Origin of the sequence: Pseudomonas fluorescens (genome assembly GCF_900636825.1) — a bacterium.
Taxonomy (GTDB): domain Bacteria; phylum Pseudomonadota; class Gammaproteobacteria; order Pseudomonadales; family Pseudomonadaceae; genus Aquipseudomonas; species Aquipseudomonas fluorescens_BG.
This window is the reverse complement of record NZ_LR134318.1, coordinates 4,822,292-4,845,066: the sequence shown is the minus strand read 5'-3', so window position 1 is coordinate 4,845,066 and position 22,775 is coordinate 4,822,292. Positions and strand designations below refer to the sequence as shown.

The 22,775-nt window shown below is 59.1% G+C and carries 25 protein-coding genes and 1 tRNA gene; 24 read left to right on the top strand and 2 right to left on the bottom strand.

Annotated elements, in window-relative coordinates; translation table 11 throughout:
- Positions 1-130 precede the first annotated feature (130 nt).
- Positions 131-215, bottom strand: a tRNA-Leu gene (locus EL257_RS21940).
- Between the two features lie 108 nt (positions 216-323).
- On the opposite strand from EL257_RS21940, the gene queA reads away from it, so the two are divergent.
- From queA to EL257_RS21910, 6 genes are all read left to right on the top strand, one after another.
- Positions 324-1,388 carry a tRNA preQ1(34) S-adenosylmethionine ribosyltransferase-isomerase QueA gene (gene queA / locus EL257_RS21935; RefSeq protein WP_126366146.1) on the top strand — a complete coding sequence of 355 codons (1,065 nt, stop codon included), beginning with the start codon at positions 324-326 and terminating at the stop codon, positions 1,386-1,388.
- A 14-nt stretch (positions 1,389-1,402) separates the two neighbouring features.
- Positions 1,403-2,518, top strand: a complete 1,116-nt coding sequence (gene tgt, locus EL257_RS21930) for a tRNA guanosine(34) transglycosylase Tgt (protein WP_162130783.1) — start codon at positions 1,403-1,405, stop codon at positions 2,516-2,518.
- Positions 2,519-2,561: 43 nt separating this feature from the next.
- A complete protein-coding gene (yajC, locus tag EL257_RS21925; RefSeq protein ID WP_007916913.1) occupies positions 2,562-2,900 on the top strand; it encodes a preprotein translocase subunit YajC in 339 nt (112 codons plus the stop codon).
- Positions 2,901-2,964: 64 nt separating this feature from the next.
- Complete coding sequence (gene secD, locus EL257_RS21920) at positions 2,965-4,833, top strand: protein translocase subunit SecD (protein WP_126366144.1); 1,869 nt, start codon at positions 2,965-2,967, stop codon at positions 4,831-4,833.
- Positions 4,834-4,842: 9 nt separating this feature from the next.
- Positions 4,843-5,757, top strand: a complete 915-nt coding sequence (secF, locus tag EL257_RS21915; protein ID WP_126366142.1) for a protein translocase subunit SecF — start codon at positions 4,843-4,845, stop codon at positions 5,755-5,757.
- A 121-nt stretch (positions 5,758-5,878) separates the two neighbouring features.
- Positions 5,879-6,427, top strand: coding sequence for a glycine zipper 2TM domain-containing protein (locus EL257_RS21910; RefSeq protein ID WP_008084667.1), 549 nt, complete (start codon positions 5,879-5,881; stop codon positions 6,425-6,427).
- A gap of 220 nt (positions 6,428-6,647) precedes the next feature.
- Here EL257_RS21910 and suhB read toward each other — a convergent pair whose 3' ends face one another.
- Positions 6,648-7,466 carry an inositol-phosphate phosphatase gene (suhB, locus tag EL257_RS21905; RefSeq protein ID WP_126366140.1) on the bottom strand — a complete coding sequence of 273 codons (819 nt, stop codon included), beginning with the start codon at positions 7,464-7,466 and terminating at the stop codon, positions 6,648-6,650.
- A gap of 145 nt (positions 7,467-7,611) precedes the next feature.
- On the opposite strand from suhB, the gene trmJ reads away from it, so the two are divergent.
- The 18 genes from trmJ (at position 7,612) to bamB (ending at position 22,771) form a co-directional block, all read left to right on the top strand.
- Positions 7,612-8,382, top strand: coding sequence for a tRNA (cytosine(32)/uridine(32)-2'-O)-methyltransferase TrmJ (trmJ, locus tag EL257_RS21900; RefSeq protein ID WP_126366138.1), 771 nt, complete (start codon positions 7,612-7,614; stop codon positions 8,380-8,382).
- A 3-nt stretch (positions 8,383-8,385) separates the two neighbouring features.
- Complete coding sequence (gene cysE, locus EL257_RS21895) at positions 8,386-9,162, top strand: serine O-acetyltransferase (RefSeq protein ID WP_007916901.1); 777 nt, start codon at positions 8,386-8,388, stop codon at positions 9,160-9,162.
- 244 nt (positions 9,163-9,406) lie between these two features.
- The gene (iscR, locus tag EL257_RS21890) at positions 9,407-9,898 is read left to right on the top strand and encodes a Fe-S cluster assembly transcriptional regulator IscR (RefSeq protein WP_003227911.1); all 492 of its coding nucleotides are present in this window, start codon (positions 9,407-9,409) and stop codon (positions 9,896-9,898) included.
- Positions 9,899-9,945: 47 nt separating this feature from the next.
- Entirely contained in the window at positions 9,946-11,160 is a 1,215-nt protein-coding gene (locus EL257_RS21885) for an IscS subfamily cysteine desulfurase (RefSeq protein WP_126366136.1), read from the top strand.
- 101 nt (positions 11,161-11,261) lie between these two features.
- Positions 11,262-11,648, top strand: a complete 387-nt coding sequence (gene iscU / locus EL257_RS21880; RefSeq protein ID WP_007916892.1) for a Fe-S cluster assembly scaffold IscU — start codon at positions 11,262-11,264, stop codon at positions 11,646-11,648.
- A gap of 34 nt (positions 11,649-11,682) precedes the next feature.
- Positions 11,683-12,006, top strand: a complete 324-nt coding sequence (gene iscA / locus EL257_RS21875; RefSeq protein ID WP_003227904.1) for an iron-sulfur cluster assembly protein IscA — start codon at positions 11,683-11,685, stop codon at positions 12,004-12,006.
- 8 nt (positions 12,007-12,014) lie between these two features.
- Complete coding sequence (hscB, locus tag EL257_RS21870; protein ID WP_126366134.1) at positions 12,015-12,536, top strand: co-chaperone HscB; 522 nt, start codon at positions 12,015-12,017, stop codon at positions 12,534-12,536.
- 51 nt (positions 12,537-12,587) lie between these two features.
- Positions 12,588-14,453 carry a Fe-S protein assembly chaperone HscA gene (hscA, locus tag EL257_RS21865; protein ID WP_126366132.1) on the top strand — a complete coding sequence of 622 codons (1,866 nt, stop codon included), beginning with the start codon at positions 12,588-12,590 and terminating at the stop codon, positions 14,451-14,453.
- A complete protein-coding gene (fdx, locus tag EL257_RS21860) occupies positions 14,453-14,794 on the top strand; it encodes an ISC system 2Fe-2S type ferredoxin (protein WP_007916885.1) in 342 nt (113 codons plus the stop codon). Before hscA ends, fdx begins: the two co-directional genes overlap by 1 nt.
- Before the next feature lie 14 nt (positions 14,795-14,808).
- The gene (iscX, locus tag EL257_RS21855) at positions 14,809-15,009 is read left to right on the top strand and encodes a Fe-S cluster assembly protein IscX (protein ID WP_047296339.1); all 201 of its coding nucleotides are present in this window, start codon (positions 14,809-14,811) and stop codon (positions 15,007-15,009) included.
- An 87-nt stretch (positions 15,010-15,096) separates the two neighbouring features.
- Positions 15,097-15,522, top strand: coding sequence for a nucleoside-diphosphate kinase (gene ndk, locus EL257_RS21850; protein WP_126366130.1), 426 nt, complete (start codon positions 15,097-15,099; stop codon positions 15,520-15,522).
- A 28-nt stretch (positions 15,523-15,550) separates the two neighbouring features.
- Positions 15,551-16,699, top strand: coding sequence for a 23S rRNA (adenine(2503)-C(2))-methyltransferase RlmN (gene rlmN / locus EL257_RS21845; RefSeq protein WP_126366128.1), 1,149 nt, complete (start codon positions 15,551-15,553; stop codon positions 16,697-16,699).
- Between the two features lie 12 nt (positions 16,700-16,711).
- Complete coding sequence (gene pilW / locus EL257_RS21840) at positions 16,712-17,470, top strand: type IV pilus biogenesis/stability protein PilW (protein WP_126366126.1); 759 nt, start codon at positions 16,712-16,714, stop codon at positions 17,468-17,470.
- A complete protein-coding gene (locus EL257_RS21835; RefSeq protein WP_126366124.1) occupies positions 17,470-18,504 on the top strand; it encodes a RodZ domain-containing protein in 1,035 nt (344 codons plus the stop codon). Before pilW ends, EL257_RS21835 begins: the two co-directional genes overlap by 1 nt.
- 3 nt (positions 18,505-18,507) lie before the next feature.
- Positions 18,508-19,617, top strand: a complete 1,110-nt coding sequence (gene ispG / locus EL257_RS21830) for a flavodoxin-dependent (E)-4-hydroxy-3-methylbut-2-enyl-diphosphate synthase (RefSeq protein WP_003227888.1) — start codon at positions 18,508-18,510, stop codon at positions 19,615-19,617.
- A 37-nt stretch (positions 19,618-19,654) separates the two neighbouring features.
- Entirely contained in the window at positions 19,655-20,944 is a 1,290-nt protein-coding gene (gene hisS / locus EL257_RS21825) for a histidine--tRNA ligase (RefSeq protein ID WP_126366122.1), read from the top strand.
- Between the two features lie 41 nt (positions 20,945-20,985).
- A complete protein-coding gene (locus EL257_RS21820) occupies positions 20,986-21,627 on the top strand; it encodes a tetratricopeptide repeat protein (protein ID WP_126366120.1) in 642 nt (213 codons plus the stop codon).
- Positions 21,620-22,771, top strand: coding sequence for an outer membrane protein assembly factor BamB (bamB, locus tag EL257_RS21815; RefSeq protein ID WP_126366118.1), 1,152 nt, complete (start codon positions 21,620-21,622; stop codon positions 22,769-22,771). Before EL257_RS21820 ends, bamB begins: the two co-directional genes overlap by 8 nt.
- The last annotated feature ends 4 nt before the right edge of the window (positions 22,772-22,775 follow it).

The following is a 22,775-nucleotide window of genomic DNA, read 5'->3' as shown; positions in this document are numbered from 1 at the left end:
TGTATGCGATGCAGTGACTCCTGCATCAACTCCTCCCCAGCTAGTACGGGGGGTTAATAATCAGTGTTGCACTAACCACCTTCCTCCAGACGAAAAAAAAGGCCTTGCTAAGCAAGACCTTTCTTAATTTTGGTGCCCCGAGGGAGACTCGAACTCCCACTCCTTTCGAAAACGGATTTTGAATCCGCCGCGTCTACCAATTCCGCCATCAGGGCTCAATGGCGGCGAAGTATAGAGAGGTCATTACCGTTGGTCAATCACGTTTCATGGTCAATTTTCGATATTTCCGCTAGACTTTCCGGCCCTGCTAGACGAACCCCATCATGCGCGTTGCTGACTTTACTTTTGAGCTCCCTGATTCGCTGATCGCTCGCCACCCTTTGGCCGAGCGTCGCGGTAGTCGCCTGCTGACCCTTGATGGGCCGAGCGGCGCCCTTGCACACCGTCAATTCACTGATTTGCTCGAGCATTTGCGTCCGGGCGATTTGATGGTGTTCAACAATACCCGGGTGATTCCGGCGCGGCTGTTCGGGCAGAAAGCCTCGGGCGGCAAGCTGGAAATCCTCATCGAGCGGGTGCTCGATACGCACCGCGTACTGGCCCATGTGCGTTCGAGCAAGTCGCCCAAGCCGGGTTCGAAGATTCTTATCGACGGCGGTGGCGAAGCCGAGATGCTCGCGCGTCACGATGCGTTGTTTGAGCTGGGCTTCGCTGAAGAAGTGTTGCCGCTGCTGGATCGCGTCGGGCACATGCCGCTGCCTCCTTATATAGACCGGCCGGATGAGGGCTCGGATCGCGAGCGTTATCAGACCGTGTACGCCCAGCGTCTGGGCGCGGTGGCGGCGCCGACGGCGGGGCTGCATTTCGATGAGCCGCTGATGCAGGCGATTGCCGCCAAGGGCGTCGAGACTGCGTTTGTCACGTTGCACGTGGGCGCGGGGACGTTCCAGCCGGTGCGCGTCGACAAGATTGAAGATCACCACATGCACAGCGAGTGGCTGGAGGTCGGCCAGGATGTGGTCGACGCGGTCGCTGCGTGCCGTGCGCGTGGCGGGCGAGTGATTGCGGTCGGCACCACCAGCGTGCGTTCGCTGGAGAGCGCGGCGCGCGATGGCGTGCTCAAGCCGTTCAGTGGCGACACCGACATCTTTATCTATCCGGGCCGACCGTTTCACGTGGTCGATGCGCTGGTGACCAATTTCCATTTGCCGGAATCCACACTGTTGATGCTGGTTTCCGCGTTTGCCGGTTATCCCGAAACCATGGCCGCCTACAAGGCCGCCGTCGACAACGGTTACCGCTTTTTCAGCTACGGTGATGCGATGTTTATCACCCGCAATCCCGCTCCAACTGCCCCTGAACAAACAGGCCCAGAGGAAACAGAATGAGTCGCGAATGTCGAATGTCCTTTGAGCTGCTGGCCACCGATGGCAAGGCTCGCCGTGGTCGCCTGACCTTTCCCCGTGGCACCGTCGAGACCCCGGCGTTCATGCCGGTCGGCACTTACGGCACGGTCAAGGGCATGCTGCCGCGCGACATCGTCGCCACCGGCGCGGAAATCATTCTGGGCAACACCTTCCACCTGTGGCTGCGTCCCGGCACGCAAGTGATCAAGGAACACGGCGACCTGCACGATTTCATGCAGTGGAAAGGCCCGATCCTGACCGACTCCGGCGGCTTCCAGGTGTTCAGCCTTGGCGCCATGCGCAAGATCAAGGAGGAGGGCGTGACCTTCGCCTCTCCGGTCGACGGCGCCAAAGTGTTCATGGGCCCGGAAGAGTCGATGCAGGTGCAGCGCGATCTCGGCTCCGACATCGTGATGATCTTCGACGAATGCACGCCGTACCCGGCCGATGAGGACGTGGCGCGTATTTCCATGGAGCTGTCGTTGCGCTGGGCGCAGCGTTCGAAAAATGCCCACGGTGAAAATACCGCAGCACTGTTCGGTATCGTTCAGGGCGGCATGCACCAGGATCTGCGCATGCGCTCGCTCGAAGGCCTCGACAAGATCGGCTTCGATGGCCTGGCCATCGGCGGTCTGTCGGTCGGCGAACCGAAGCACGAAATGATCAAAGTACTGGATTATCTGCCGGGCATGATGCCGGCTGACAAACCTCGTTACCTTATGGGCGTTGGCAAACCGGAAGATCTGGTTGAGGGTGTGCGCCGCGGTGTGGACATGTTCGATTGCGTGATGCCAACCCGTAATGCCCGCAATGGGCATCTGTTCATTGATACAGGCGTGCTGAAGATCCGTAACGCGTTCCATCGCCATGATGAATCGCCGCTGGATCCGACCTGCGATTGCTATACCTGCCAGAACTTCTCGCGTGCTTATCTGCATCACCTGGACAAGTGCGGCGAAATGCTCGGCAGCATGCTCAATACCATCCATAACTTGCGCCATTATCAGGTGCTGATGGCTGGTTTGCGCGAGGCTATTCAACAGGGTACATTGGCCGCCTTTGTCGATGCCTTCTACGCCAAACGCGGACTTCCCGTCCCGCCTTTGGACTGAGTTTTCTGACCCCAAGATTCAACATTTGCAACTGGAGTGCTAAATGAGCTTTTTTATCTCTAACGCCATGGCTGACGCAGCTGCACCGGCTGCTGCAGGCCCTATGGGCGGCGGCTTCGAGTGGATTTTCCTGGTCGGCTTCCTGGTCATCTTCTATCTGATGATCTGGCGTCCACAGGCCAAGCGCGCCAAAGAGCAGAAGAACCTGCTGAGCAGCCTGCAGAAAGGCGACGAAGTTGTGACCACTGGCGGCATCGCCGGCAAGATCACCAAAGTGGCCGATGACTTCGTGGTTCTGGAAGTGTCCGACACCGTCGAAATGAAGTTCCAGAAAGGCGCCATCGCCGCCACGCTGCCAAAAGGCACGCTGAAAGCGATCTAAGAGCAACAACTTCTACTCAATCGACGGGGCGCGCAAGGCGCCCCGCGTCATAACGGGCGGCGTGATGCTGAACAAATATCCTCTGTGGAAATACATTCTGATCCTGGCGGTGCTGGCGGTCGGTCTGATTTATTCCGCTCCCAATCTCTATCCTGATGACCCGGCTATTCAAGTCAGCGGCGCAAGCACTGCGCTGCAGGTCAATCAGGCTGATCTGGATCGTGTGAGCACGGCGCTCAAGGAATCCGGGATCAACGTCAAGGCTGCGACGCTGGCGGCCAACGGCAAGGGCGGCCTGATCCGTCTGACCAAGGCTGAAGATCAACTGCCGGCCAAAGACGTTGTGCGCAAGGCGTTGGGTGATGACTACGTCGTCGCATTGAACCTGGCACAGACAACCCCGCAATGGCTGCGTAACCTCGGCGCGCACCCGATGAAGCTGGGTCTGGACTTGTCCGGTGGTGTGCACTTCCTGCTCGAAGTGGACATGGACAAAGCCCTTGATGCACGTCTGAAAGTCTACGAAGGCGACGTCAAGAGCCTGCTGCGCAAAGAGAAGCTGCGCTATCGCAGCCTGCCGCAACTGGGCGGTGCCATTCAGCTGGGCTTCAGCGATGAAGATTCCCGCGAACAGGCTCGTGCGCTGATCCGCAAGAACTTCAACGATTTCGACATTGTTCCGGCCGACCTGAACGGTCAACCGGTGCTGCGTCTGGCGATGACCCCGGCCAAGCTGGCGGAAATCCGTGAATACTCCATCAAGCAGAACTTGACCACGGTACGTAACCGCGTCAACGAACTGGGTGTTGCCGAACCGATCGTTCAGCGTCAGGGCGCCAACCGCATCGTGGTTGAGCTGCCAGGCGTGCAGGACACTGCCGAAGCCAAGCGTATTCTGGGCAAGACGGCGAACCTGGAGTTCCGTCTGGCTGCAGAGCCGGGCGCTTCGAAAGCCACTTCCGAGACATTCGAATTCCGTGAAGGCAATCGTCCGGCCGCACAGATCGAGCGTGGCCTGATCATCACCGGTGACCAGGTTACCGACGCCAAGGCCGGTTTCGGCGAACACGGCACGCCTGAAGTGAACATCCGTCTGGATGGCCACGGTGGCGAGCTGATGAGCCGCGCAACCCGTTCGAACGTTGGCCGCAGCATGGCGGTGATTTTCATCGAGCAGCGTCCGGTCACCACTTACACCAAGCAAGTGGTCAATGGCGTCGAGAAAGACGTGCCGGTGCAGACGTTCAAGGAAGAGAAGAAGATCATCAGCCTGGCGACCATTCAGTCGCCGCTGGGTGCGCAGTTCCGTATCACCGGCCTGAACGGTCAGGGCGAATCGTCCGAACTGGCGCTGCTGCTGCGTGCCGGTGGTCTGGCGGCGCCGATGTACTTCGCCGAAGAGCGCACAATCGGTCCGAGCCTGGGTGCTGACAACATCACCAAAGGTATCGATGCGTCGCTCTGGGGCATGCTGTTCGTGTCGCTGTTCATCATCGCTATCTACCGCTTCTTCGGCGTCATCGCCACCGTCGCGCTGGCGGTGAACATGGTGCTGCTGCTGGCGCTGATGTCGCTGCTGGGGGCGACGCTGACCCTGCCGGGTATCGCTGGTATCGTCTTGACGATGGGTATGGCGGTCGACGCCAACGTGCTGATCTTCTCGCGGATTCGTGAAGAGATCGCCGCAGGCATGACCGTGCAGCGTGCAATCAACGAAGGCTTCGGCCGGGCATTCACCGCGATTCTCGATGCCAACCTGACCACCTTGCTGGTCGGCGGCATTCTCTTCGCCATGGGCACCGGCCCGGTGAAGGGTTTCGCAGTGACCATGTCCCTCGGGATCTTTACCTCGATGTTCACGGCCATCATGGTGACCCGCGCAATGGTCAACCTGATCTTTGGCGGACGTGACTTCAAGAAGTTGTGGATTTAAGGGGCTGCCATGTTACGTACAATCAACTTCATGGGCGTTCGCAACTTCGCGTTCGGCGTCACGGTTTTCCTGACGCTGCTGGCGATGTTCAGCGTCGTCACCAAAGGCATGAACTGGGGCCTGGACTTCACCGGCGGTACGCTCATCGAGCTGACCTACGAGCGTCCGGCCGATGTCACCAAGGTCCGCGAGCAGTTGGCGACCTCGGGTTACCACGAAGCTATCGTGCAGAACTTCGGCGCGACTACCGACCTTCTGGTGCGTATGCCGGGTGAAGATCCGCAGCTCGGCCATCAGGTCGCGGAAGCGCTGCAGAAAGTCGGCGGCGACAACCCGGCAACGGTCAAGCGCGTCGAGTTCGTCGGGCCGCAGGTCGGTGAAGAACTGCGCGACCAGGGCGGCCTCGGCATGCTGCTGGCGCTGGGTGGCATCCTGATCTACCTGGCCTTCCGCTTTCAGTGGAAATTCGCGGTCGGCGCCATTGTTTCGCTGATCCACGACGTGATTGTGACCATCGGTATCCTGTCGTTTTTCCAGATCACCTTCGACCTGACAGTGTTGGCGGCGGTACTGGCGATCATCGGTTATTCGCTGAACGACACGATCGTGGTGTTCGACCGGGTGCGTGAGAACTTCCGTGTACTGCGCAAGGCTTCGCTGATCGAGAACATCAACATCTCGACCACGCAGACTCTGCTGCGCACCATGGCGACGTCGATTTCGACTTTGCTGGCGATCGCGGCGCTGCTGTTCTTTGGTGGCGACAACCTGTTCGGCTTCTCCATCGCGCTGTTCATCGGCGTGCTGGCGGGTACTTACTCGTCGATCTACATCGCCAACGTGGTGCTGATCTGGCTGAACCTGACCACCGAGGATCTGATTCCTCCGGCCAACACCGAGAAGGAAATCGACGACCGTCCGTAACGGCCAGCGATTTCCCGGCTGTCAGCCCAGAAAAGGCGCGAGTTGAACTCGCGCCTTTTTTTATGCTCCAAGGCTGGGAGAAGCGCGGGCGCGTCCCGCATGTGATGGTCAGGAGGTTCATGTGAACAAGTCGTTGCTGGTTGGTGCGGTATTGGGTGCTGTCGGTGTTACAGCCGGGGGTGCTGTTGCCACCTACAGCCTGGTTAAAAGCGGCCCTGAGTATGCGCAAGTATTAGCCGTTGAGCCGGTCAAGACACAGATCAAGACTCCACGTGAAGTGTGCAAGGATGTAGCGGTGACCCGTCAGGCGCCGGTCAAGGATCAGCATCAGATTCTTGGCACTGCAATCGGCGCGGTAGCCGGTGGCTTGTTGGGTAATCAGGTTGGCGGCGGCACCGGCAAGAAGATTGCCACGGTCGCCGGCGCGGTCGGTGGCGGTTATGCCGGTAACAAGGTGCAGGAAGGTATGCAGAATCGCGACACCTACACCACCACGCAAACCCGCTGCAACACGGTCAATGACATCAGTGACAAGGTCGTCGGTTATGACGTGCGTTACTCGCTCGATGGCAAGGAAGGCAAAGTGCGCATGGATCGTGACCCGGGCAACCAGATTCCGGTCGACAAGGAAGGCAAGCTGATCCTGTCGCAGAATGAGCCGGGTCAGTAAGGCTCCACGGTTTTGAAAAGAAGCACCCTGCGGGGTGCTTTTTTTGTGCCCCCAGAAAACTCGATCCCAATGTAGGAGCTGCCGAAGGCTGCGATCTCTTGATCTTAACGTTTAAGAACAAGATCAAAAGATCGCAGCCTTCGGCAGCTCCTACAGGGGCAGTGAAATGCGGACATAAAAAAAGCACCCCGAAGGATGCTTTTTGCGTTTCGCCGTAGGATTAACGCTTCAGCGAAGCCGGCAGGTGCGGCTGGATCGCCGTCAGCACTGCCTTGAAGCATTTGGTGTTACCGGCAACGATGTGGCCTTTCTCAAGAAATTCGTGGCCGCCGGTGAAGTCGCTCACCAGGCCGCCGGCTTCCTGAATCAGCAGGGCGCCTGCAGCCATGTCCCACTCGGACAGGCCCGACTCCCAGAATGCATCGAAACGGCCGGCAGCAACGTAAGCCAGATCCAGGCTCGCCGAACCGGCGCGGCGGATGCCGGCAGTCTGACCAACCAGGGCGCGGAACATGCCCAAATAGTTGTCGAGGTTGTCCATCTGGTCGTCACGGAACGGGAAGCCGGTACCCAGCAGGGCGCCTTCCAGGCTGGTGCGACCGCTGACACGCAGACGACGACCGTTGAGTTGGGCGCCGCGACCACGGCTGGCGGTGAATTCTTCCTGACGAACCGGATCCAGAACAACAGCGTGTTCCAGGCGACCGCGATATTTGCACGCGATGCTGACAGCAAAGTGAGGAATGCCACGGAGGAAGTTGGTGGTGCCGTCCAGCGGATCGATGATCCACAGGTACTCTTCGCCTTCGATGCCGGTACCGGCGTGCAGGCCGGTCTCTTCACCCTGGATCGAGTGGTTCGGGTAAGCCTTGCGCAGCGCGTCGATGATTTTCTGTTCAGCGGCGCGATCAACCTCGGATACGTAATCCTTGGCGTCTTTTTCGTCGACCTTGATGGTATCCAGGCGCTCGATGGAGCGGAAGATCAGTTCACTGGCGCTGCGGGCGGCGCGCAGCGCGATATTCAGCATGGGCTGCATGGATGTGTCACCTAAGGTTGTTAAAGAAAGCCGCGCATTCTATCAGAACTTTTCTTCAGGTGAAGGACGCTGTTCGCTTTCATAGCTTAACGGTAGGCTGTTCTGTAAGATTTGCCCCCCTTTCCCGTGTCCGAGAGCGCCTCCCTTGTTGCAGAACATTCGTGTCGTCCTGGTCAATACCAGCCACCCCGGCAATATCGGCGGGGCTGCGCGCGCCATGAAAAACATGGGTCTGTCGCGCTTGGTGCTGGTCGAACCGCGGCTCTTCCCGCATCACGAAGCCGATGCCCGTGCGTCCGGTGCCGGTGACATCCTTGAAAACGCGCAAGTCGTCGCCACCCTCGAAGACGCGTTGGTCGGCTGCAATCTGGTGCTGGGGACCAGCGCCCGTGATCGGCGGATTCCCTGGCCGCTGCTGGATCCGCGTGAGTGCGGCAGCAAAGTGGTGGAGGAGGCCGGGCAGGGCGCTGAAATCGCCTTGGTCTTCGGTCGTGAAGATTCCGGCCTGACCAATGAAGAGCTGCAGCGATGTCACTTTCACGTGCATATCCCCTCGGATCCGACCTTCAGTTCGCTGAATCTCGGGGCGGCGGTGCAGGTGTTGAGTTATGAAGTGCGCATGGCTTGGCTGGCCGCACAGGGTCAGCCGAGCAAAATCGAGAAAGAAGAAGTGGCATCGGTGAAAAGCGCCGAGCTTGCGACCATGGATGAACTGGAGCGCTTCTACGAGCATCTGGAGCAGACACTGGTCGCCATCGAATTTCTCGATCCGGAAAAGCCCCGACACTTGATGGCGCGCCTGCGCCGGTTGTACGGGCGCAGTTCGGTGAGCCGGGCGGAAATGAATATTTTGCGTGGCATTCTCACGGAAACCCAAAAAGCGGCCCGTGGTGAGCTTCTGAAACGGAAGGACTAAATGATGTTTGAGCGTTTGCGTGAAGATATCCAGAGCGTATTCCATCGAGACCCGGCGGCGCGTAACGCTTTTGAAGTCCTGACCTGCTATCCCGGCATGCATGCGATCTGGATTCATCGCCTGGCCGGCATGCTCTGGCGCAACGAGCTGAAGTGGCTGGCACGGCTGGTATCGAATTTCGGTCGCTGGCTGACCGGGATCGAGATTCATCCAGGGGCCAAGGTGGGTCGGCGTTTCTTCATCGACCACGGTATGGGCATTGTCATCGGTGAAACCGCCGAGATAGGCGATGACGTCACGATCTATCAGGGTGTGACCCTCGGTGGCACCAGCTGGAACAAGGGCAAGCGCCACCCGACGCTGGGTGATGGTGTTGTTGTCGGCGCGGGTGCCAAGGTGCTCGGCCCGTTTACGGTCGGCGCTGGTGCCAAAGTCGGTTCCAACGCCGTGGTCACCAAAGAAGTGCCACCGGGTGCCACGGTGGTGGGCATCCCGGGGCGGATCATCGTCAAGTCCGACGAAGAACAGGATGCCAAGCGCAAAGCCATGGCCGAAAAAATCGGCTTTGATGCTTACGGCGTCAGCGAAGACATGCCCGATCCGGTGGCACGCGCCATCGGTCAGTTGCTTGACCATCTACAGGCGGTGGACGGGCGTCTGGAAGGCATGTGCGGGGCGCTGAAGGATCTGGGCAGCAATTATTGTGCGAAAGATCTGCCTGAGCTGCGTGAAGAAGACTTCGCCTGCGTCAAAGGCAAAGACGAATCCAAAGCCAGCTAAGCCCTGCGTAGGAGCTGCCGCAGGCTGCGATCTTTTGATTTTGCCTTCAAGATCAAAAGATCGCAGCCTGCGGCAGCTCCTACAAAGGCGTCCCGGCAGCTGATGTGCCATTAGGCCGCAGACCCTGCTATTATTCGCGCGCTCTTTTGCGGGTAAACCCGACTAAAGCACTAGGTCTTATAGTTGACTTAAATGCTCGGGAATTGCATACTCCCGCCCATTCCGAACTCCGTGGTAACTGTCCATGCGACTGACTACAAAAGGCCGATACGCCGTGACCGCCATGCTTGACCTGGCGTTGCACGCGCAGCACGGGCCGGTGTCTCTGGCCGATATCTCCGAGCGCCAAGGCATCTCCCTGTCCTACCTCGAGCAGCTGTTTGCCAAGTTGCGCCGCAGCAACCTGGTCTCCAGCGTTCGCGGTCCGGGTGGCGGCTACCAATTGTCCCGCGACATGCAGGGCATTCAGGTCGCCCAGGTGATCGATGCGGTGAACGAATCGGTCGATGCCACCAAGTGCCAGGGCCAGGGCGATTGCCATTCCGGCGACACCTGCCTGACCCACCATCTGTGGTGCGACTTGAGCCTGCAGATTCACGAATTTCTAAGTGGTATCAGCTTGGCTGACCTTGTGACTCGCCGTGAGGTGCAAGAAGTAGCCCAGCGTCAGGACCAGCGCCGTTGCAACAGCAAGGCGCCACGCCTGGACAAGATTGAAGCGTCCGCCGTCGAATGACAGCCGAAGAGCTAGCGGTACGCCAGCCCTGATTTAGGAGATAGTCCATGAAATTGCCGATTTACCTTGATTACTCTGCAACCACCCCGGTCGATCCGCGTGTTGCGCAAAAAATGAGTGAATGCCTGCTGGTCGACGGAAACTTCGGTAACCCGGCGTCGCGTTCCCACGTGTTTGGCTGGAAAGCGGAAGAATCCGTCGAAAACGCCCGTCGTCAGGTGGCCGATCTGGTCAATGCCGACCCGCGCGAAATCGTCTGGACTTCCGGTGCCACCGAATCCGACAACCTGGCAATCAAGGGTGCGGCACATTTCTATGCCTCCAAGGGCAAGCACCTGATCACCACCAAGATTGAGCACAAGGCTGTCCTCGACACCATGCGCCAACTGGAGCGTGAAGGCTTCGAAGTGACCTACCTCGAGCCGCAGACCGACGGTCTGATCACCCCGGCCATGATCGAAGCGGCGCTGCGCGAAGACACCATTCTGGTTTCCGCGATGCACGTGAACAACGAAATCGGCACCATCAACGACATCGCCGCCATCGGCGAGATGCTGCGCGCCAAAGGCGTGCTGTTCCACGTCGATGCCGCTCAGTCGACTGGCAAGGTCGATATCGATCTGCAGAAGCTGAAAGTCGACATGATGTCGTTCTCCGCCCACAAGACTTATGGCCCTAAAGGTATCGGCGCGCTGTACGTCAGCCGCAAGCCGCGTGTGCGCATCGAAGCGACCATGCACGGCGGCGGTCACGAGCGTGGCATGCGTTCCGGCACCCTGGCGACCCACCAGATCGTCGGCATGGGCGAAGCGTTCCGTGTGGCCAAAGAAGACATGGCCGCTGAAAACGTCCGCATCAAAGCCTTGAGCGACCGTTTCTACAATCAGGTCGAGCACTTGGAAGAGCTGTACGTCAACGGCAGCCTGACCGCCCGCGTTCCGCACAACCTGAACCTGAGCTTCAACTACGTTGAAGGCGAGTCGCTGATCATGGCGCTCAAGGATCTGGCGGTATCGTCCGGTTCGGCCTGCACTTCGGCGTCTCTGGAGCCTTCGTACGTATTGCGCGCCCTGGGCCGCAACGACGAACTGGCACACAGCTCGATTCGCTTCACCTTCGGCCGTTTCACCACCGAAGAAGAAATCGATTACGCCGCGCAGAAAGTCTGCGAGGCCGTCACCAAGCTGCGCGCTCTCTCGCCGCTGTGGGACATGTACAAAGACGGCGTCGATATCTCGAAAATCGAGTGGGCGGCACACTAACTATAGAAGCCGCCGGATACAGATCCTGTAACAACGCGGCGGTTTACGCAGCGCAGTTGCAGGGTCTCAAGAGCGGCCCTGATGAGTGAGGATTGAGAATCATGGCTTACAGCGAAAAGGTCATCGACCACTACGAAAACCCGCGCAACGTCGGCAAGATGAACGCGGAAGATCCTGATGTCGGCACCGGCATGGTCGGCGCTCCGGCGTGCGGCGACGTTATGCGTCTGCAGATCAAGGTCAACGACGCCGGCATCATCGAAGATGCCAAGTTCAAGACCTACGGTTGCGGTTCGGCCATTGCTTCCAGCTCCCTCGCCACTGAGTGGATGAAGGGCAAGACTCTGGACGAAGCCGAAACCATCAAGAACACCCAGCTGGCTGAAGAATTGGCCCTGCCACCAGTGAAAATTCACTGCTCGGTACTGGCTGAAGACGCAATCAAAGCAGCTGTTCGCGATTACAAGCAGAAGAAAGGCTTGATCTGACTTTCTGGATTGGGCGACGAGTAAGGAGTCAACGATGGCTATCAGCATGACAGAAGCGGCTGCTCGACACGTGCGGCGCTCCCTCGACGGGCGCGGCAAAGGTGAAGGGATTCGTCTGGGTGTTCGCACCACAGGCTGTTCCGGCCTTGCCTACGTGCTGGAGTTTGTCGACGAGGTAGTGGCGGAAGATCAGGTGTTCGAGAGTCACGGCGAAAAAGTGATCATCGACCCGAAAAGCCTGGCCTACCTGGACGGCACCGAGCTCGATTTCGTCAAGGAAGGGTTGAACGAAGGCTTCAAGTTCAACAACCCCAACGTACGCGGTGAATGTGGCTGCGGCGAAAGCTTCAACATCTGAGGCTTGTCGTGGGTACTCCTTGTCATTTCGCTTTATTCGAGCTGCAACCGAGTTTCCGTCTGGATCTCGAGCAGTTGGCCACGCGCTATCGTGAGTTGGCGCGCGGCGTTCATCCTGACCGTTTCGCCGATGCTTCCGAGCGTGAGCAGCGGTCGGCGCTCGAGCAGTCTGCGCGGCTCAACGACGCCTATCAGACGCTCAAGAGTCCGGCCCAGCGCGCACGCTACCTGCTGACCATCAGCGGGCACGAAGTGCCGATGGAAGTCACCGTCCATGATCCCGAGTTCCTTCTGCAGCAGATGCAATGGCGCGAAGAGCTTGAAGATCTGCAGGACAGTGCCGACCTCGACGGTGTCGCGGTATTCAAGCGTCGCTTGAAAGTCGCTCAGGAAGAACTCAATGAAAGCTTCGCAGCCTGTTGGGATGACGCAGCGCAACGCGAACAGGCCGAACGCCTGATGCGGCGCATGCAGTTCCTCGACAAGCTCACCTACGAAGTGCGCCAGTTAGAAGAGCGCCTCGACGATTAACCCAGTGCCGCTCCGGTCGCACGCCTGATATACAGATAAGTCCTGATCACGATGGCCCTACTGCAGATCGCCGAACCCGGCCAAAGTCCACAACCACACCAGCGTCGTCTGGCTGTTGGGATTGACTTGGGCACTACCAATTCGCTGGTCGCTGCGTTGCGCAGTGGTCTTTCCGAACCGTTGGCCGACGCAAACGGGCAGGTCATTCTGCCGTCTGCCGTGCGTTACCACGCCGATCGCGTCGAAGTCGGCGAGTCGGCCAAGCTGGCTGCCGCTTCCGATCCTTTGAACACAGTGCTGTCGGTGAAGCGCTTGATGGGTCGTGGTCTGTCCGACGTCAAGCAATTGGGCGAGCAACTGCCCTACCGCTTCGTCGGTGGCGAATCGCATATGCCGTTCATCGACACCGTGCAAGGTCCGAAAAGCCCGGTCGAAGTGTCCGCCGACATCCTCAAGGTTTTGCGTCAGCGCGCTGAAGCGACCTTGGGCGGCGAACTGGTTGGCGCGGTGATCACCGTTCCGGCGTATTTCGATGATGCTCAGCGTCAAGCCACCAAAGATGCAGCCAAGCTGGCCGGTCTGAACGTGCTGCGTCTGCTCAACGAGCCGACTGCGGCCGCCGTGGCCTACGGTCTCGATCAGCACGCTGAAGGTCTGGTGGCGATTTATGACCTTGGCGGCGGCACCTTCGATATTTCCATTCTGCGTCTGACCGGCGGTGTTTTCGAGGTTCTGGCCACTGGCGGCGACAGCGCGCTGGGTGGCGATGACTTCGATCACGCAATTGCCGGCTGGATCATCGAGAGCGCGGGTCTGTCCGCTGATCTCGATCCGGGCGCGCAACGCAATCTGCTGCAAACCGCTTGTGCGGCCAAAGAAGCCCTGACCGATGCGGCCAGCGTTGAAGTGGTCTATGGCGACTGGAAAGCGCCGCTGACTCGCGAAGCCTTCGATGCGCTGATCGAGCCAATGGTCGCGCGCAGTCTGAAAGCCTGCCGTCGCGCCGTTCGCGATTCCGGCATTGAACTAAATGACGTGCATGCCGTGGTCATGGTCGGCGGATCGACCCGTGTGCCGCGCGTTCGCGAAGCCGTTGCCGAAGCGTTCGGTCGTCAGCCATTGACAGAAATCGACCCGGATCAAGTGGTGGCCATCGGGGCCGCGATTCAGGCCGACACTCTGGCTGGCAACAAGCGAGATGGCGGTGAACTGCTGCTGCTCGACGTGATTCCGCTGTCCCTGGGGCTGGAAACCATGGGTGGCCTGATGGAAAAGGTGATTCCGCGCAACACCACCATCCCCGTTGCCCGCGCTCAGGATTTCACCACCTATAAAGATGGCCAGTCGGCCATGGCGATTCACGTTTTGCAGGGTGAGCGCGAGCTGATCAGTGACTGCCGTTCGCTGGCACGCTTCGAGTTGCGCGGCATTCCGGCAATGGTGGCTGGCGCCGCGAAAATTCGCGTGACCTTCCAGGTCGATGCCGACGGTCTGCTCAGCGTTTCTGCCCGTGAATTGGGTTCAGGCGTTGAAGCGAGCATTCAGGTCAAGCCGTCCTACGGTCTGACCGACGGCGAAATTGCCAAGATGCTCAAGGATTCGTTCCAGCACGCCAATGACGACAAGGTCGCCCGTGTTCTGCGCGAGCAACAAGTCGATGCCCAGCGCTTGCTCGAAGCGGTGCAGGGCGCTCTGGATGTCGATGGCGAGCGTTTGCTCGATGCCGAAGAGCGCATGGTCATCGAACTGCAAATGCAGGAGCTGGCTGAATTGATGAAAGGTACCGATGGTTACGCCATCGAGCAGCAGACCAAGCGTCTGTCGCAAGTCACCGATGCTTTTGCTGCCCGCCGCATGGATCTGACGGTGAAAGCCGCTCTGTCGGGGCGCAACCTGAATGAAATCGAGGATATCTGATGCCGCAGGTCATTTTTCTGCCCCACGAGAAGTTCTGCCCTGAAGGCATGGTGGTCGAGGCTGCGCCCGGCACATCGATTCTCGAACTGGCCCACGAACACCACATCGAAATGGAAAGCGCCTGCGGCGGCGTCTGCGCTTGCACCACGTGCCACTGCATCATCCGCGAGGGTTTCGATTCGATGGAAGAGGCGGACGAGCTGGAAGAAGACTTCCTCGATCGTGCCTGGGGTCTGGAAGCGCAATCGCGTCTGGCGTGCCAAGCCATCGTCGGTGAAGAAGACATCACCGTCGAAATTCCGAAATATTCGCTTAACCATGCGGCCGAAGCGCCGCACTGACTGGTAAGACTGTCATGAGCTACGGTTGGAATGATGTTCAACGCATTGCCGAAGAACTGGCCGAGGCCCACGAGGGGCTCGATCCTTACTCGGTAGGTTTCGTCCGTCTGCAGCAGATGATCCTCGAGCTGCCTGACTTCGACAGCACTTCTGGCCGCGTCGGCGAGAAAGTGCTGGAAGCGGTCCAGGAGCTTTGGGCCGCAGAATTGGACTGATCGTCTCGCAGGTTAGGCAATACCCAAGAACCCGCGTATAATTCGCGGGTTTAATTTTTCGCAAATTACCGTTTCTGGAGTTACACCATGGCTGTTCAACGTACTTTCTCCATCATCAAGCCTGACGCTGTTGCAAAAAACGTCATCGGCGAGATCACCACTCGTTTCGAAAAAGCCGGCCTGCGCGTTGTAGCTTCGAAACTGAAGCAACTGTCCAAAGCCGAAGCTGAAGGCTTCTACGCTGAGCACAGCGCTCGTGGTTTCTTCAACGACCTGGTTTCCTTCATGATCTCCGGTCCAGTTGTTGTACAGGTTCTGGAAGGCGAAAACGCTATCGCTCTGAACCGTGAACTGATGGGCGCTACCAACCCTAAAGAAGCTGCTGCCGGCACCATCCGTGCTGACTTCGCTGATTCCATCGACGCCAACGCTGTTCACGGTTCGGACTCCGAAGCCGCAGCTGCTCGTGAAATCTCGTACTTCTTCGCAGCTACTGAAGTAACCACTCGCTAAGCATTGGCTTAAGAGTGAAGGTGAATCCATGACTACATCGACTGTAAAAACCAACCTGCTGGGTCTGACTCAACAGGAAATGGAAAAATTCTTCGACTCAATCGGGGAGAAGCGTTTCCGTGCCGGTCAGGTAATGAAATGGATTCACCACTTTGGCGTCGATGATTTCGACGCCATGACGAACGTCAGCAAAGCCTTGCGCGACAAGCTCAAGGCCATTGCTGAAGTACGTGGTCCGGAAGTGGTCAGCGAAGACATCTCCAGCGACGGCACCCGTAAATGGGTGGTGCGCGTGGCGTCCGGCAGCTGCGTCGAGACCGTGTACATTCCCCAGGGCAAACGCGGCACTCTGTGCGTTTCGTCCCAGGCAGGCTGTGCCCTGGATTGCAGTTTCTGCTCCACCGGCAAGCAAGGCTTCAATAGCAACCTCACCGCCGCCGAAGTCATCGGTCAGGTGTGGATTGCCAACAAATCTTTCGGCAGCGTCCCGGCAACCGTCGACCGTGCCATCACCAACGTGGTGATGATGGGCATGGGTGAGCCGCTCCTGAACTTCGACAACGTCGTCGCCGCCATGCATCTGATGATGGATGACCTAGGCTACGGGATTTCCAAGCGCCGCGTGACCCTGTCCACCTCGGGTGTGGTGCCGATGATCGATGAGCTGGCCAAGCACATCGACGTCTCCCTGGCGTTGTCCCTGCACGCACCGAATGACGCATTGCGTAACCAATTGGTGCCGATCAACAAGAAATATCCGCTTAAGATGCTGCTCGAGTCGTGCCAGCGCTACATGTCCGCCCTTGGCGAGAAGCGTGTGCTGACCATCGAGTACACCTTGCTCAAGGACATCAACGACAAGGTCGAACACGCCGTCGAGATGATTGAGCTGCTGAAGAACATCCCGTGCAAGATCAACCTGATTCCGTTCAACCCGTTCCCGCATTCCGGGTACGAGCGGCCAAGCAACAACGCAATCCGGCGTTTCCAGGATCAGTTGCATCAGGCCGGTTTCAACGTCACTGTCCGCACCACCCGTGGTGAAGACATCGACGCTGCATGTGGTCAATTGGTAGGGCAGGTGCTGGATCGCACCCGTCGCAGCGAACGTTATATCGCGGTGCGTGAGTTGAACGCCGACAGCGATCTGGCACAGAACGCCGCGAACACTAACTAAGAGAGGATCTCTATGTCCCTGCGCTTTGCGCTGCTGTTGCTGTTGGCCAGCCTGTGTGCTGGTTGTGTCCTGTCGGGTGACTACAATCCGATGAAGACCAGCAAGGGCCGCGATGAAGCGCGGGCTGCATACGTGCAGTTGGGGCTGGGATACTTGCAGCAAGGCATGACCGAGCGGGCCAAGGTGCCGTTGAAGAAGGCGCTGGACCTCGATAATTCGGACCCTGATGCCAACGCCGCCCTCGGCCTGGTGTTCCAGGCCGAGATGGAGCCTGCACTGGCTGACGAGCATTTTCGCAAGGCCTTGTCCTCGCGTCCCGCCGATGCCCGTATCCTCAATAACTACGGCAGTTTTCTCTACGAAGAACATCGTTATAAAGAAGCCTACGAGCGTTTTGAACAGGCCGCCGCCGATACCCTGTATCCTGAGCGTTCGCGTGTGTTCGAGAACCTCGGCATGACCGCTTCAAAGCTCGGCGAGCGTGAACTGGCGCAACAGCAGCTTGAAAAGGCGCTGCGTTTGAACCGGCAACAACCGCGCGCGTTGCTGGAAATGGCTGAGTTGTCTTTCGAAGACAGGCATTATGTGCCCGCGCGTGACTATTACGACCGTTTCAGCCTGCTGACCGAACAAAATGCACGTAGTCTATTGCTCGGTGTTCGGCTGGCAAAAGTGTTTGAAGATCGCGACAAGGCCGCCAGTTATGGCCTGCAATTAAAACGACTCTATCCCGGTACGCCGGAATATCAGCAATACCTGTCGGAGCAATGATGAAAGCGGCGCATCCCGAAGTTGTAGCAGCGAATCGCGTAAATCCCGGTGAGACCCTGCGCCAGGCCCGCGAAAGCAATGGCTGGTCGCTGGCCGAAGTGGCCCTCAAGCTCAACCTCACCGTGACCTCCCTGAGCAATCTTGAAGCCGGCGCGTTCGACAAGCTGCCGGGGCACACCTTCGCTCGCGGTTACATTCGCGCCTATGCCAAATTGCTCAGCATGGACCAGACCGTTCTGGTTCAGCAATTCGACCAGTCCACCGGCACCGATTCCCAGGGCAGCAATGTTCACGCATTGGGTCGCATCGAAGAGCCCGTGCGGGTGTCCCACACCATTTTGCGCATTGTCAGCCTGCTATTGCTGATCGCGGTCATTGGCGGCGGTTTCGTCTGGTGGCAGGATCAGACCTCGCTGCGAACCAAGGACCTGGTGGGTCTGGCGCCGGAGCATGTTGAAGTCGAAGGCGCTGACGGTACGACGCAGATTCATCCGATCGACGAGCCGGAAGATCAGGCTGTCGAGGAAAACCAGGCCGACAGTTCGACCGCCCTGGCATTGCCTCAATCGGAAAACAGCGCTGAATCGACAGGTGCCGAGGCCACTGCTCCTGCAACCGCTCCGGCTGCACCGGCTGCAACGCCGACGGCTCCGGTTCATACCCCGGCACCGGTTGTTGCTGCTCCGACTGCCCCGGCGCCAAACGTGCCGGCCACACCAGCGCCGACTGTCACGGCTCCGGCTGTTCCCGCGGCACCGGTAGCCACCGCAGAAGCGGCCGCACCCGTTGCTGGCGATGGTCAGGTACAACTGCAGTTCAGCGCCGATTGCTGGGCGCAAGTGACCGATGGCCGTGGCAAAGTGATTTTCAGCGGTCTGAAGCATAAAGGCGACAGCGTGTCAGTTTCCGGCAAGCCGCCGCTCAACGTGCGTCTGGGCGTTGCCCGCGCCGCACAGGTTAGCTACAACGGCCAGCCGGTCGATATCGCTCCGTTCACCAGTGGCGAGACTGCTCGCCTGAAGTTGGGTCAATAAGTCATGCACGGCGAATCTCCAATCAAACGTCGCGTTTCGCGCAAGATCTGGGTCGGCAACGTACCGGTGGGCGGCGATGCGCCCATCGCGGTGCAGAGCATGACCAACAGCGACACCAATGATGTCGCCGCGACCGTGGCGCAGATCAATCGTCTGGAAGCCGCGGGCGTCGACATCGTTCGCGTCTCGGTGCCGGACATGGACGCCGCCGAGGCGTTCGGCAAGATCAAGCAATTGGTCAAAGTGCCGTTGGTGGCCGATATCCACTTCGATTACAAGATCGCCCTGCGCGTTGCCGAGTTGGGCGTCGATTGCCTGCGCATCAATCCGGGCAACATCGGTCGTGAAGATCGCGTGCGTGCCGTGGTCGATGCTGCGCGCGATCGCGGCATTCCGATCCGCATCGGCGTCAACGCCGGTTCGCTGGAAAAAGACCTGCAAAAGAAGTACGGCGAGCCAACCCCGGCCGCGCTGGTCGAGTCCGCATTGCGTCACGTTGAACACCTCGAACGCCTGAATTTCCAGGACTTCAAGGTCAGCGTGAAGGCCTCCGACGTGTTCATGGCCGTCGAAGCCTATCGCTTGCTGGCCAAGGAAATCGTCCAGCCGCTGCACCTGGGCATCACCGAAGCCGGTGGATTGCGTTCGGGCACAGTGAAATCCGCCGTGGGCCTAGGTATGCTGCTCGCCGAAGGGATTGGCGATACCATCCGCATCTCGCTCGCGGCCGACCCGGTCGAGGAAGTGAAAGTCGGTTACGACATCCTCAAGTCTTTGCATCTGCGTTCCCGTGGCATCAACTTCATCGCCTGCCCGAGCTGCTCGCGGCAGAACTTCGATGTGGTCAAAACCATGAACGAGCTGGAAGGGCGCCTTGAAGACCTGCTGGTGCCGCTGGATGTCGCGGTGATCGGTTGCGTGGTCAACGGCCCCGGCGAAGCCAAGGAAGCCCATATCGGCTTGACCGGCGGCACGCCAAACCTGATTTACATCGACGGCAAACCGTCGCAGAAACTGACGAATGACAATCTGGTGGATGAGCTGGAAAAGCTGATCCGCCAGAAAGCGGCCGAAAAGGTCGAAGCTGACGCTGCCGTAATTGCGCGCGGCTGAGCCTGACTGAAGCGCCGGACGAATTTAAGGATTTAAAGTGAGCAAGTCTCTGCAAGCCATTCGTGGCATGAACGACATCCTGCCCGAACAGACCCCGCTGTGGCGTTATTTCGAGGGCACCGTTGCGCGTCTGCTTGATAACTACGGTTACAAGCAGATCCGCATGCCGATCGTCGAGTTCACCGAGCTGTTCAAGCGCTCGATCGGTGAAGTCACCGACATCGTCGAAAAAGAGATGTACACCTTTGAAGACCGCAACGGCGACTCCCTGACCCTGCGTCCGGAAGGCACTGCCGCGTGCGTGCGTGCTGTGCTCGAGCATGGCATCACCGGCGGTGGCCAGGTGCAGAAGCTTTGGTACATCGGCCCGATGTTCCGCCATGAACGTCCGCAGAAAGGTCGTTATCGCCAGTTCCACCAGATCGGTCTGGAAGTGTTCAACCTCGACGGTCCGGACATCGACGCCGAGCTGATCATCATGACCTGGCGCCTGTGGGGCGAGCTGGGTATTCGTGATGCGGTCAAGCTGGAACTCAACAGTCTCGGCACCAGCGAGTCCCGTGGTCGCTATCGTGAAGCGCTGGTCGAGTATCTCTCGGCGCACCACGACAAGCTCGACGAAGACAGCCAGCGTCGTCTTAAAACCAATCCGCTGCGCGTGCTCGACACCAAAAATGCCGACACTCAGGCCGTGCTGGTCGATGCGCCGAAGATGGCCGACTACCTCGATGACGAGTCCCGCGCTCACTTCGAAGGCCTGAAGGCGCGGCTGGACGCGGTTGGCATTCCTTACGTGCTCAACCCGAAACTGGTGCGCGGCCTCGATTACTACAGCAAAACCGTTTTCGAATGGGTCACCGACAAGCTCGGCGCCCAGGGCACCGTGTGTGCGGGCGGCCGTTACGATGGTCTGGTCGAGCAGATGGGCGGCAAGCCGACCACTGGCGTCGGTTTTGCGATGGGCATCGAGCGTCTGGTGTTGATGCTCGAAACCCTTGAGCAGATCCCGGAAGAAATTTCCCGTCAGGTTGACGTCTATCTCTGCGCCTTCGGTGAAGAAGCCGAACTGGCCGGTCTGGCCTTGGCCGAACGGGTTCGCGATCAACTTCCAAACCTGCGCCTGCAAGTGAATGCCGGCGCCGGCAGCTTCAAAAGCCAGTTCAAGAAGGCCGACAAGAGCGGTGCGCTGTATGCACTGATCCTCGGTGACGACGAAATGGCCCAGCAAGCGGTAGGTTTCAAACCCCTGCGTGGCCAGGGCGAACAACAAAGCATTGCCTGGGATGCGCTCGCCGCTCACCTGGCCACCTGCGTCGTGCAGGGTTGAAGCTGTCTTAACAGCCGATTTAGCGATTAAGGAGTATTGGGGTGTCGAGTACCGAAGACGAACAGTTGGCGGATTTGAAGGACTGGTGGACACGCAACGGCAAACCTCTGGTCACCGGCGGCCTGTTGGCGCTGGTCATCGTGTTCGGCTGGCAGGCATATCACAAATACCAGAGCAACCAGTCGCAAGGCGCCTCGGTGCTTTATCAGCAACTGCTGGAAACCACGCTCACGCCTGACGGCAAGCCTGATGCTGCCCGCGTTGCGGATCTGGCCGGCAAGCTCAACAGCGAATTCGGCGGTTCTGCCTACGCGCAGTACGGCAGCCTGTTCGTTGCGAAAGTAGCGGTCGACAGCGGCAAGCTGGACGACGCGGCCACCGAACTGAAAGCCATCGTCGACAAACCGGCCAACCCGGCGCTGGGCGAAATCGCCCGTCAGCGTCTGGCTCAGGTGCTGGGTGCGCAGGACAAGGCCGAAGACGCCCTGAAACTGCTCGACGGCGATGCCGACAAAGCGTTCCTGGCCACTCGCGAAGAACTCAAGGGCGACCTGCTGGTGCGCTTGGGTCGTACCGATGACGCGAACAAGGCGTATCAAAAAGCCAAGGCGGCACTGTCGGATGAAGCGGCGGTCGGTGGCCTTCAAATCAAGCTCGACGACCTGGCCAAAGGGGATGCGTGACGTGATCCGTTGGAAGCATGCAGCATTGCTGGCTCTGGCCCTTCTGGCCGCGGGTTGCAGCAGCAACAGCAAAAAAGAATTGCCACCGGCCGAACTGACCGACTTCAAGGAAGAAGTGGTTCTGCACAAGCAGTGGAGTCGTTCGATCGGAGACGGTCAGGGCGAAACCTACAACATGCTGGTGCCGGCGATTGACGGTGACACCATCTACGCCGCTGATGTGACCGGCGTGGTCATGGCGCTGGATCGCAGCAATGGCGACGTGAAGTGGGATCAGGATCTCGAACTGCCCGTCTCCGGCGCCGTTGGCGTGGGTTACGGTCTGGTACTGATCGGTACTCTGCGTGGCGAAGTTGTCGCTCTGGACACCAGCAATGGTGAAGAGAAGTGGCGTGCCCGTGTGAACAGTGAAGTGCTCGCGCCGCCGGCCAACAATGGTGACGTGGTCGTGGTGCAGACCCAGGACGATCGTCTGATCGGTCTGGACGCTGCCACCGGTAACCAGCGCTGGGTGTATGACAGCACCCCGGCGGTACTGACTCTGCGTGGCACCAGTGCTCCGCTGGTCACCAACCGTCTGGCGGTGGCTGGCCTGTCGACCGGTAAAGTGGTTGCGCTGGACATTTCCAATGGCGTGCCGGTGTGGGAACAGCGCATCGCCATTCCACAGGGTCGCTCGGAACTGGAGCGCGTGGTCGACATCGACGGCGGTCTGCTGCTGTCCGGCGGCACGCTGTATGTCGCCAGCTATCAGGGTCGCGTTGCGGCACTGGATCTGGAAAGCGGTCGTCAACTCTGGCAGCGCGATGCATCGAGCTACGCCGGTATCGCTCAGGGTTTCGGCAGCGTCTACGTGAGCCTGTCCTCGGGCACGGTTGAAGGCGTCGACGAGCGTTCTACCACGGCCTTGTGGACCAACGATTCTCTGGCTCGCCGTCAATTGTCGGCTCCGGAAGTGTTCTCCAGCTATGTTGCGGTAGGTGACCTGGAAGGTTATCTGCATCTGCTGAGTCAGGTTGACGGTCGTTTCGTCGGCCGTGAGCGCATCGACAGCGACGGCCTGCGTGCCCGTCCGCTGGTGGTGGGCGACACGATTTATGTTTATGGCAACAGCGGCAAACTGGAAGCCCTGACCATCAAGTAACACC